Here is an 11,893-nt window from a genome sequence, read left to right as displayed (position 1 = left end):
ATTAAATAGATAATGGGAGATGAACCACTTGGCCATTGAGAATATCGTCATTAAAGGTGCGAGAGCGCACAACCTGAAAAATATAGATATTACGATTCCGCGTGATAAGTTTGTTGTCTTGACCGGCTTGAGTGGATCGGGGAAATCTTCGCTTGCATTTGACACGATTTATGCAGAAGGACAGCGACGTTATGTAGAGTCTTTGTCGGCTTATGCGCGCCAGTTTCTTGGTCAAATGGAGAAGCCGGATGTGGATTCGATTGAAGGATTATCTCCTGCTATCTCCATTGACCAGAAGACAACAAGCCGGAATCCCCGCTCTACAGTGGGTACAGTGACGGAAATTTATGATTATCTTCGTCTGTTGTTTGCCCGGATCGGCCATCCGCATTGTCCGGAGCATGGGGTGGAGATTACCTCGCAGACCGTGGAACAGATGGTTGACCGGATTATGCAATATCCGGAGCGTACCCGTCTGCAGATTCTCGCCCCGGTGATCTCTGGCAAGAAGGGAGAGCATAAGAGCCTGTTCAGCGAAATTGCCAAGCAGGGCTTTGTCCGCGTACGGGTGAATGGTGAGCAGCGGGACTTGTCGGAGAATATCGAGCTTGAAAAGAATAAGAAGCATTCCATCGAGGTTATCGTAGACCGGATCGTGGTGAAGGAGGATGTCAGAAGCCGCCTGGCGGACTCTATCGAAACTGCGCTGAAAATGTCAGGAGGTCAACTGCTGGTCGACATTATCGGCCAGGAGGAGCTCCGCTTCAGCTCTAATTACGCCTGCCCGATCTGCGGCTTCAGCATCGAGGAGCTGTCGCCGCGAATGTTCTCATTCAACAGTCCGTTCGGAGCCTGTCCGGAATGCGACGGACTTGGTATGAAAATGATCATCGATCCGGAGCTGCTTGTTCCTGATCCGTCGAAAAGTATTGAACAAGGCGCTTTCGAAGCGTGGGCAGGAAGTACGTCCAATTACTATCCGCAATTCCTTCGCTCGGTGTGCGAGCATTTTCATATTCCTCAGGATGTGCCGGTATCGGAGCTGACCAAGGATCAAATGGACAAGCTCCTGTACGGAACGGGCACAACCAAGGTGCGCTTCCGCTATGAGAACGATTTTGGCATCAGCAAGGATGCTTATGTTACGTTTGAAGGCATCGTGCATAATCTGGAGCGCCGATATCGGGATACGGCTTCCGAAGGAATTCGGGAGTTTATCGAAGGTTTTATGGGCTCCAAACCATGCGGTACCTGCAAAGGACATCGCCTGAAAAAGGAGATTCTCGCAGTTACCGTGAATGGAGAGAACATCGCTCATGTGACATCGCTGTCCATCGGCGAGGCCATGAGGTTCTTTGACGGTCTGGAGTTAAATGAGAAAGAGAAGGCAATTTCTCATATGATCTTGAAGGAGATTAATAGCCGACTGGGCTTTCTCGTTAACGTAGGACTCGAGTATTTGACGATGAGCCGTGCAGCAGGAACACTCTCCGGAGGCGAAGCGCAGCGCATCAGGCTGGCAACGCAGATCGGCTCCAGTCTGATGGGCGTATTGTATATCCTTGATGAGCCTAGCATTGGACTGCACCAGCGGGATAATGACCGTTTGATCACGACATTGGCTCATATGCGCGATTTGGGGAATACCTTAATTGTCGTTGAGCATGATGAGGATACGATGCTGGCTTCCGATTATATTATTGATATTGGCCCGGGGGCGGGGATTCATGGCGGCCAGGTTGTCTCCCAAGGTACTCCGCAGGAGGTTATGGAGGACCCGAACTCTTTGACCGGCCAATACTTAAGCGGACGGAAATTCATTGAGGTGCCCGAGCAGCGGCGCAAGCCGGACGGACGCTGGATCGAAGTGCGCGGGGCCAAGGAGAACAACCTGAAGAACATTAACGTCAAGTTCCCGATCGGTGTGTTTGCGGCCGTTACCGGCGTGTCCGGTTCGGGCAAATCTACGCTGGTGAATGAGATTCTATACAAAACGTTGGCGCGAGATTTGAACCGTGCGAAGGTTCGACCGGGGCAGTATCGGGAGATTCGCGGCCTGGAGCATGTGGAGAAGGTAGTTGATATCGACCAGTCGCCAATCGGACGGACTCCCCGCTCCAATCCGGCGACCTATACCGGTGTCTTTGACGATATCCGGGATCTTTTCTCACAGACGAACGAAGCCAAGGTTCGGGGCTACAAGAAGGGCCGCTTCAGCTTCAATATTAAAGGCGGACGTTGTGAAGCCTGCCGCGGAGACGGCATTCTCAAGATCGAAATGCATTTCCTCCCGGATGTCTATGTACCATGTGAAGTATGTGCGGGTAAACGGTATAACCGGGAGACACTGGAGGTTAAATATAAAGGAAAAAGCATCGCAGATGTGCTGGAGATGACGGTGGAGGATGCGACCCAATTCTTCGAGAATATTCCGAAGATTCACCGGAAGCTGCAAACCTTGCTCGATGTTGGCCTTGGGTACATCAATCTGGGACAACCGGCGACTACGCTGTCCGGCGGGGAAGCCCAACGCGTCAAGCTGGCTTCCGAATTGTATCGCCGCAGTACGGGCAGAACCATCTACATTCTGGATGAACCGACCACAGGTCTGCATGTCGATGATATCGATCGTCTGCTGAACGTGCTTCATCGGCTCGTGGATTCCGGAGAGACCGTGCTTGTCATTGAGCATAATCTCGATGTGATCAAGACCGCGGATTATCTCATTGACTTGGGACCCGAGGGAGGCAGCGGCGGCGGCACCATCATTGCTACAGGTACGCCGGAGGAGGTCACGCAGGTGAAGGAATCCTATACGGGCCGCTATCTTGCGCCGGTTCTGCAGCGCGATACGGAACGGACACGGGCCATCAAGGCGCATTCGTAGCAGTCCTTTTTTGACGAACATAACATAATATAAGCTCTCTTGGAGATCATAATTGCCGATTTCCAGGAGAGCTTTTTTGCGCGAAAATGCTGGAGTTTTAATATTAAATATATGGCACAGGTACATGAGGCACCTCAAGAGAAAAATTGGGTAACCAGAAAAATAAACCCGACGAAAATAGCAAATAGTCCGGCAAGGCGCGTCATCGCTAAGTAGCTGTCGCTTGGCTCTGAATCCCCATCGACCTTCCAGCCTTCTTTCATATGCCAGCCCAAGGAAGGGAAGAAGAGATTAAGACAACCAATCCCGATAACCACCAGTCCTAAGAACACGTACATGACATCAACTCCTTTGTAAATAAGTACGTGAATGAGGTGGAAAGGTTCCTTTACTTTATAATGTATAATATAACTAACAAAACCAAGCAAAAGGAGTTTTCAATCATGACCTTGGGCAGGAATGAGCCTTGCCACTGCGGTAGTGGGAAAAAGTACAAAAAATGCTGTCTTGAAAAGGACAGGCTGGCTGAACAGGAACGCGGCGCGTCAATCAGCAATGTGATCCCCTTTCCTGGGGGAAATAAAGCCTCCAAGGAAGCGGATAAATTTGTCAATGAGCTGAAGCGTTTTATTTCGAATGAATTGGAATGGGAAAATCAGGAGTATCAGGAGCTGGCCCTGAGTCTTTTTCCGCAAATTTGGAAGGAATACCGGATGCGCCGCCAGGATGATCTGGACGAGTTGATGAGCATTGTAATGCTATGGAATGATTTTTCCAGCCAGAAGCAACCGAAGTATCGTAAGCCAGGCGGATATGCAGCCGCTTTGGAGTACTTCGTAACGAACATAAGGGGACAATGGGTCACACAAACGGAGCTCGCGGACAAGCATAGGGTGTCTACGGGAACTTTATCGCGCTGTTACGGGAATTTGATGGATTTTGCTGAAGAAAAAATGCTTGCCGAAGGCTTGATCCCTGAATTTGAAGAAGGTATGTCTAACATCGGAGGAACGGCGCCTTATTCCCTATTGGAGAACGAGCAATTTATGCATCAGCTTGCCAAACTGATAGAAGAGAAGCAATTTGAATCTCCGGATGAGGTCAATGCCTTTTTGAGTCAACATATGGACCATATAGACAAGCTGGTAGATGCGGAATCAAGCGATGAGCAGAAAGCGGTAGAACTGCTTGTTAAGGCGGAGCAGGAGCCTCTTCCGGCCAGACGCATTCAGCTTGTCAAAGAGGCGCTCAGGCTGGACAAAGGAAATGGGGATGCTTATGTGATGCTGGCCATGGAAGCAAAGACGCTTCCTGAGGCACTGAAAGTGGCTAAGGAAGGTCTGAAGGCAGCCGCAGCAAGTCTGGGTCCCGGATATTTTGAAGAAAACAAGGGCCATTTCTGGGGACTGATCGAGACCCGGCCTTATATGAGACTGAAGTTCTGCTATGCGGATCTGCTGAAGGAACAGGGAGACATCGCTGCGGCTATGCAAGAGCTTGAAGAGATGCTGGAGCTCTGTCCGAATGATAATATAGGCGCACGATATGATTTGTTGATGCTCTATCTTGCCGATCAGAAGCTTGACCGTGCAGAGAAGCTTATGCAGCAATTTGACATGGAAGATTCCGCTTCATTCTGCTATGACCGGGTCGTGCTGAGTTATTTAAAGAACGGTTTCCTTGGCGATCTGGATACGTTATATAAGCAGGCGAAACGGTCAAATCCTCACGTCCCTGCCTTTTTGTTGGGTAAAAAACGGCTTCCTAAGCAACGTCCTCAGTATATCGGGATAGGAGATGAGAATGAAGCTATTGAATATGCTCTGAGCCATCAATTGCTGTGGTCTAATCGCAATCTGTCCGGACTAAAGGATTGGATGAAACGAAGCAGGTAGATGCATCGGAATGAAACGAATAGGTGAATCAGGTAGCGAATAAAATCAATAAGTAATTTCACAATAAATGCGGGTTTGCAGCGAAATTTTTAACAATTTATCGACTTTTCACTTGCAAGCGCTTGAATGAACCGCTAACATAGAAGAAGATGGAATAATCCGTGAACAATGCTGAGGAGGGCTTGCCATGTTACTCGCTGCACCTGGGGAAGTCACAACAACCTTTAACGGGTTTGATATTTTCATGATCCTGTTTACGATTGTTATCCTGATCGGCGTACTACGGCTGCTGAAGGAACCGAAAAAGAATCTGTTTGCGATCGGCTTCGGACTATTTAGCCTGCTCGTCTTTTTGGCTTCCGATGCCGTCATGGTGATGGCCTGGTTCAGCTAGGGTCAGTGAGATGCAGCCGGAGTTCCGGCGGTGCGTTTCACTGAAGAAGGATAGTTGAACGATGCTTGAGCGATGGCTCGCGGATAGCTGGATAATGAGATTGAGTGATAATTCAGCAATAACTGAATGATAACTCAGTAGAAACTGGGTGATGATTCAGTGGAACTGATTGATGATTCAGTGGAACTAGGTGATGGTTCCGCGATGACTGAATGACGACTGAATGACGTTCAGAAGCTGTGTTACTTGGACTTTGAGGGAGGCACTTTGTTCCGGAAGGGATAAGGTGTCTTTTGCTTGTTTCGTCGGAGGAGCTCAACACGAGCCCCACGCAGGCAAAATTAATGCCGAAAGGCATATTAATTTTGCGCATGAGGGTAGCGTCAGCAATTTCATTTGCGGCTTTAGCCGATTGAGTATACGAAACGTGTGGAAACAGAAAATCACCTGCTATACGGGTGGAGGAACAAGGGTTGAACCAACAGGATCCTTACTCCAGTCTAAATTCAACCTCGGGTAGCGGTTTAAGTGTAAAAGGTACACCTAATTTCTGAACTTGGGCTCTGCATTTAAATATAGCTGTATAGAGTGCATTTAGATTCGCAAAAACGCATCGATTTTGAACAAAAACAGACATTTAGCTGTAGGCGGTACACTTAAACCTGTGATATATGGAAATGTCGAGGTTTTAGTTGCAATTTCTACAATACAATGACAATGTGATCCAGCCAACAGCCAGAATAGGCTTAAATGAACTGAAGCAACCAACAGGCAAAAATACGTCACTAAATTCGTCGTACGCGCGCCTGTATTAGCGAATTATTGCCTTACGTCATTTGAATCGTCACACATTAGAATCATCACATAAGTTTCTTAGCCTGCAATGTTGTGCGCTTACCTTTGGGGGGGTGGCGGGGAATGGGAACGAGTAGGGAGTAATAAGCGTTTTTAGCAGTTATTGCTTGCTAGAGTGTTAGAGGAATGTCTGCTAAAATAGTTAGGTTATTGGAGAAATCGATTAGCCGAGTTCATTCGGCATTCAGGAGGAAATAGATGAGCAAGTCGGCAGTAGCCTTGACTAGGCAGGATGTAGAACTGCTCGCCCCCGCAGGGGATTGGGATTGCATGCGGGCGGCGGTAGCGAATGGAGCGGACGCGATATTTTTCGGTGTGGAAAAATTTAATGCAAGGGCGCGTGCGAACAATTTTCGGATGGACGAGCTTCCGGAGATTATGGCTTTTTTGCATAGCTATGGCGTTAAAGGGTTTTTGACCTTCAATATTCTAGTATTTGAAAATGAGCTTGCGGACGCGCAGGAGCTGATTGAAGCGTGTATGGAAGCAGGCGTTGATGCGGTAATTGTACAGGATTTGGGCCTGGTGAAGCTGATTCGCGAGCTGTCGCCGGATTTCCCGATCCATGGCTCAACCCAGATGACGATCACTTCGCCTGAGGCGGTGGAATTTACCAAGCCGTGGGGGATGGAGCGAGTCGTGCTTGGCCGGGAAAACAACCTGAAGCAGATCCGGGCGATCGGTGAGCAGGCGAGGCTGCCTATGGAGGTATTCGTGCATGGAGCGCTCTGTGTGTCCTACTCAGGGCAATGCCTGACCTCGGAAATGTGGGGCGGGCGCTCAGCCAACCGGGGAGAATGTGCGCAGGCCTGCCGGCTACCCTATGACTTGATCGTAGACGGCGTACAGAAGCCGATGGGAGACGTAGCTTATCTGCTGTCCCCGAAGGATCTTGCGGCCATTGATATCATGCCTGAGCTGATCGAAGCCGGCGTCACCTCGTTCAAGATCGAAGGCCGGATGAAAACACCGGAGTATGTGGCAAATGTGGTGAGTAAGTACCGTCAGGCGATTGACCGGTATTTTGACGGAGACAGCACGCCGCCTTCGAAGGAAGAAATCCGCGAGCTGCAGCAAAGCTTCTCGCGCGGGTTCACCCATGGCTTCCTGGAAGGAACGAACAACAAGCAGTTGCTGGACGGGACGTTCCCGAAGAGCCGCGGCGTCTACCTGGGGCGGGTAGAGCAGGTGCTGCGTGACGGCGTTGTCTGCAAGCTTGAAGCGCCGGTGAAGCGCGGGGATGGCATCGTGTTTGATGCGGGCGATCCGACGAAAAAGGAAGAAGGCGGACGCATCTACGATCTGCGGCGCAAGGGCGTGAAGCTGGAGGGCGAGGCCGACGAGACGTGGATCGTCGATATTGTGCCGGGACGCAATGATATCGATCTGCGCCGGGTGCATGTAGGGGATCGGATCTGGAAGACGAATGATCCGGCACTCGACAAGCGGCTGCGCCAAAGCTATGAGACCGACAAGCCGTACCGGGTATTCCCGGTACATGTGCAGGTGTCCGGCCAGGCTGGCGAGCCGCTGGCAACCTTCTGGACGGATATCCAGAAGGGGACGACGGTGCGCGTGGACTCGGAGCTGTTGCTCGAGACCGCGCAGAAGCGGCCGATGGACGATGCCCTGCTCGAAGAGCAGTTTGGCCGTCTCGGCGGCACGGTGTTCCAGCTTGAGCGGCTGGACACGGAGCTGCATGGCGACGTGATCCTTCCCATGCGAGAGCTGAATGCCGTTCGTCGGCGCGCAGTGGAGCTGCTAGCCGGCGAGCGGCCAAAGCCGCCCGTGTACGCGCGGGCGGCCCGGGTAGCGGCAGCGCCTGCTGCTGTGCAGGGCGCGCCGCTGGCGCGCGGTGAGGCGAAGCTCACCGCGCTGTGTCGCAGCCTGCTGCAGGTGCAGGCTGCACTGGAGGCCGGCGTGGAGTTCATTTACGCCGACTTCGAATTTATCAAGCAGTTCCCGGCAGCCGTGGAAGCCGTTCGGGCTGCCGGCAAACAGATTGCGCTGGCGACACCGCGCATCCATATGCCGGGCGAGAACGGCTACCATAACAACATCCTGCGTCTTGCACCTGACGCAGTGCTGGTGCGCAATACCGGCGCGCTATATTACTACCTGCGCCACCGGCAAGAGAACCCATCCGCTGTTCATCCGCGGCTAATTGGCGATTTCTCGCTGAATATCGCCAATCACAAAGCGGTGGAGTTGTTCCTGGAGGCCGGCTGCGACACGGTTACACCGTCCTATGACCTGAACATTCAGCAGATGGTGGATTTGCTGGGCAAGAGCAGAACTTCGAAGATGGAGATCGTCATTCATCAGCATTTACCGATGTTCCATACGGAGCATTGCGTATACTGTACTTTCCTGAGTGAGGGCACGAACTATACGAACTGTGGGCGTCCTTGCGAAGAGCAGCGTGCTTCTCTTCAAGACAGGATTGGCATGAGTCATCCGGTGCGCGTCGATGAGGGCTGCCGTAATACGGTGTATAACGCGATTGAGCAGTCCGGCGCAGAATATCTGAGTCATTTTCTGGAGCTGGGTGTTCCTAGTTACCGGGTTGAGTTTCTGGAGGAGACACCGGAGCAGGTGCAGCAAGTGATCTCTCTGTATAATCAGGCTCTGCGCGGAGAGATTAGCGGGACACAGGTATGGAAGACGTTGAAGGCGACGAATCAACTCGGCGTAACGCGCGGTCAACTGATAAAATAATTATCAAAGCTTAAAAATGTAACGATGCAGGCAAGTCGATCCCTGCGACAAAAAATCCAGCTAAGGATATTTATTCCTGGCTGGACTTTTTTAGTTGCAAGAGGGCCTACCCCTCGTTATTCAGGCTGGAGGCCGGACCAAAGAATTCGAAGTGAATCCGATCGTCAGGTACGCCCCATTTTTTCAAAGCGTGGTTGATCGCCTTCATGAACGGTGTAGGTCCGCAGAAGTAAAAGTCGGCGTTATTATTAGTTACTGTTTGGAGCCATGGCAGGTCAATGAATCCGGTCTTGTGGCAGCTCTCGCCCGCGGCCGGGGCTTCGTAGACGTGATAAGAGCGGAGCTGGTCTGCATGGTCATTGGTGAGCTGTTCGACATGCTCCTTCATCGCGTGATGGCTTCCGCACCGGGCGGCGTGGATATACACGACATCCCGTTTGTCACTGCTTGTCAACAGCGTTTCCAGCATGCTGATCATCGGAGTGAGACCGACACCGCCGCTGAGGAGGACGACCGGACTGCTTTTCGACTGATCAAGCGTAAAATCACCGGCCGGCGCACTAATATCCAGCACATCGCCTTCCTTCACCTTGTCATGCAAGTGTACAGATACGACACCGGCAGGCTGGTTCCCGACGGCATCCTCTCGCTTCACCGAAATCCGATAGTAAGCATGACCTGGTGAAGTAGACAAGCTGTAATGACGAAGATGAGTAAATTCCTGGCCTTCCGGTTTTACCCGCACTGTAATATATTGTCCTGGTTGATACGTGGCAATCTCGCCGCCATCTTCCGGCTTCAGATAGAAGGAGGTGATCACATCGCTCTCCTTCACCTTGCGTTCGACGACAAAGCGCCGGAAACCGCGCCAGCCACCCTCTTTTTGCTCGGCCTCTTGGTACATTTCAGCTTCCACACTGATGAATACATCGGCGATAACGCCGTAAGCCTGGGACCAAGCATCCATGATCTCATCAGTCGCGGCATCTCCAAGCACAGTCTTGATGGCGGCTAATAGGTTCTGGCCAACGATCGGATAATGCTCAGGCATAATACCAAGTGCGCGATGCTTCTGTGCAATGCCTTTGACGACAGGAAGGATCTCCTCCAGACGGTCGATGTGAGCCGTGGCTGCATATACCGCGTTGGCGAGTGCTGCGGATTGCTTGCCTTGCCGCTGGTTAGCGTGGTTGAAAATGTTTAACAGCTCAGGATGGTTTTTAAACATCATTTGATAAAATTGTGTAGTAATCGTCTGCCCATGGACTTCGAGTGCCGGAACAGTGGATTTGATAACTTCAATCGTTCTTGCATCGAGCATAATCGAACCCTTCTTTCTGCGATATTGTCGATTCCTTAAACAGTATAGGAACATGTAAAAGCAAGTTATTGTGATACTGGTCACGTTAAAAAGGAACGAAATGTGAACATAAACGCTTTTGCAATGATGTTTATCACAGACGGCGTTTATATTTTTTGCTGATTAGGAATGGTTTAGCCATCAGAATTAAGTGTATAGAGACATGAATTATATGGATAAATATGACTAGAAAAATATGTATACTTTTAGGACGGACGAGAGTCTATTCCACGGAGACAAAGGGTTGAATATCCTGTATTTGTCTCTAAATACAAATCGTTCTCCAAACGAGGACAGCTGTTCATAATCCGGAGACATGCTTAAAAACCGCGTTATTTAGGCGTTTTTTACTGTGAATAAATTGTGAAAAGCACTTAAAATAGGGTGATAAGTCCTATTTATCAGCAAGCAAAAAAATCTTGATGATGATATAATAAAAGCGTACACAGGAAGTAAGGAATGAGTAAAAATTTTTCGGGTCTAGGAGGGTGAATGTGATGTTTGAAGGATTCCTCGAAATGCAATCGGTAGTTACAAAGGTTCATGGACGGTTAGAACTTGAGGGCGATCAAGCTTACCGCAAGCTCGAATTCGGTACAGAACGCCATCTTCATACACCGGAGCCAGGAAGCAGACGCCATGCCGAGGAAGCGCCTCAGTCATTCGTATCCCGCTTCAAGTTCTGGACCATCTAACTAGATTGAGCAGAGCCCCTTCAAAAAAATAGTGTGGTAGCTATAGCGATTGCGGCTCAACATTCTCGCCTGGATGCCTCTTGCAGATCTTGTTCTGCAGGGGGCGTCTTTGTTTTTACCTATTCGGATGTCGGTTCGTGGTTGGTGATATGCTATAATGTCGAGAAAGAGAGTTTGAGTGGTGAGAGGAGACCGGAGAACAATGAAAATCCGTAAGGCCATTATTCCTGCGGCCGGCCTGGGGACCCGCTTCCTGCCTGCAACCAAGGCGATGCCCAAGGAGATGCTGCCAATCGTGGACAAGCCAACGATTCAGTACATCGTGGAGGAGGCTGTTGCTTCAGGAATCGAGGATATCATCATCGTAACAGGGAAAGGCAAACGGGCCATTGAAGATCACTTCGACAATTCGTTTGAACTGGAATACTTTTTGAGTGACAAATCTAAATGGGATATGCTGAATGAGGTTCGGAAATCCTCTAATTTAGCAGACATTCATTATATCCGGCAAAAGGAACCTCGTGGTCTGGGCCATGCCATCTGGTGTGCCCGCAAATTTATAGGAGACGAGCCGTTTGCTGTACTGCTTGGTGACGATGTCGTGGAATCTGACGAGCCTTGTCTTAAGCAAATGATCGATGTTTACAATCAGGAGCAGGCTTCTATAGTGGGAGTTCAGCCGATTTCCTGGAATGATGTGTCCCGATATGGAATCGTGGATGGAGTCGAGATCAAGAACCGTGTTTACGAGACGAAGCAGCTTGTAGAGAAGCCGCCTGTGGGCTCTTCTCCCTCTAATCTGGCAATTATGGGACGTTATATCCTCACACCTGCAATCTTCGATATCCTGAATACTCAGCAGGAGGGTGTCGGCGGTGAGATCCAACTAACAGATGCAATTGCGCGGCTAGGTGAGCGTGAGCGGATTCTTGCCTATCATTTTGATGGCTTGAGACATGATGTGGGCGAAAGACTTGGTTTTATTAAGACCAGCATTCACTATGCCCTGCAAAGAGAAGAGCTGCATGATGACTTATTAAAATATTTGGCGGAGCTGGTGCTCCAAAATGAAATCGGCCTCTCCTGAGC

Annotated in this window: 8 protein-coding genes; 6 read left to right on the top strand and 2 right to left on the bottom strand. The window is 50.2% G+C overall.

Going from position 1 to position 11,893, the window contains the following annotated elements:
- Positions 1-28: 28 nt before the first annotated feature.
- Complete coding sequence (gene uvrA / locus KI362_RS08740) at positions 29-2,887, top strand: excinuclease ABC subunit UvrA (protein WP_301626501.1); 2,859 nt, start codon at positions 29-31, stop codon at positions 2,885-2,887.
- A gap of 134 nt (positions 2,888-3,021) precedes the next feature.
- Here uvrA and KI362_RS08735 read toward each other — a convergent pair whose 3' ends face one another.
- A complete protein-coding gene (locus tag KI362_RS08735) occupies positions 3,022-3,225 on the bottom strand; it encodes a DUF6199 family natural product biosynthesis protein (protein WP_301626499.1) in 204 nt (67 codons plus the stop codon).
- A gap of 105 nt (positions 3,226-3,330) precedes the next feature.
- Between KI362_RS08735 and KI362_RS08730 the strand changes: the two genes are divergently transcribed.
- From KI362_RS08730 to KI362_RS08720, 3 genes are all read left to right on the top strand, one after another.
- On the top strand, positions 3,331-4,782 hold the full coding sequence (locus KI362_RS08730; protein ID WP_301626497.1) for an SEC-C metal-binding domain-containing protein: 1,452 nt from the start codon (positions 3,331-3,333) through the stop codon (positions 4,780-4,782).
- A gap of 187 nt (positions 4,783-4,969) precedes the next feature.
- Positions 4,970-5,176 carry a DUF2759 family protein gene (locus KI362_RS08725; protein ID WP_044480967.1) on the top strand — a complete coding sequence of 69 codons (207 nt, stop codon included), beginning with the start codon at positions 4,970-4,972 and terminating at the stop codon, positions 5,174-5,176.
- A gap of 1,053 nt (positions 5,177-6,229) precedes the next feature.
- Complete coding sequence (locus KI362_RS08720) at positions 6,230-8,749, top strand: U32 family peptidase (protein WP_301626493.1); 2,520 nt, start codon at positions 6,230-6,232, stop codon at positions 8,747-8,749.
- Between the two features lie 106 nt (positions 8,750-8,855).
- Here the strand turns inward: KI362_RS08720 and hmpA are convergent, their stop codons facing one another.
- Positions 8,856-10,070: an NO-inducible flavohemoprotein gene (gene hmpA / locus KI362_RS08715; RefSeq protein ID WP_301626491.1), complete on the bottom strand. Its 1,215-nt coding sequence runs from the start codon at positions 10,068-10,070 to the stop codon at positions 8,856-8,858.
- A 536-nt stretch (positions 10,071-10,606) separates the two neighbouring features.
- Between hmpA and KI362_RS08710 the strand changes: the two genes are divergently transcribed.
- Positions 10,607-10,804 carry a hypothetical protein gene (locus tag KI362_RS08710; protein ID WP_044480963.1) on the top strand — a complete coding sequence of 66 codons (198 nt, stop codon included), beginning with the start codon at positions 10,607-10,609 and terminating at the stop codon, positions 10,802-10,804.
- Between the two features lie 202 nt (positions 10,805-11,006).
- Entirely contained in the window at positions 11,007-11,891 is an 885-nt protein-coding gene (gene galU, locus KI362_RS08705; protein ID WP_301626490.1) for a UTP--glucose-1-phosphate uridylyltransferase GalU, read from the top strand.
- The last annotated feature ends 2 nt before the right edge of the window (positions 11,892-11,893 follow it).

The sequence above is a fragment of the Paenibacillus apis genome (assembly GCF_018333295.1).
In the GTDB taxonomy this organism is placed as follows: domain Bacteria; phylum Bacillota; class Bacilli; order Paenibacillales; family Paenibacillaceae; genus Fontibacillus; species Fontibacillus antibioticophila.
Note: the sequence above shows the minus strand (reverse complement) of the source record. Positions and strands in the feature narration are given on the sequence as shown.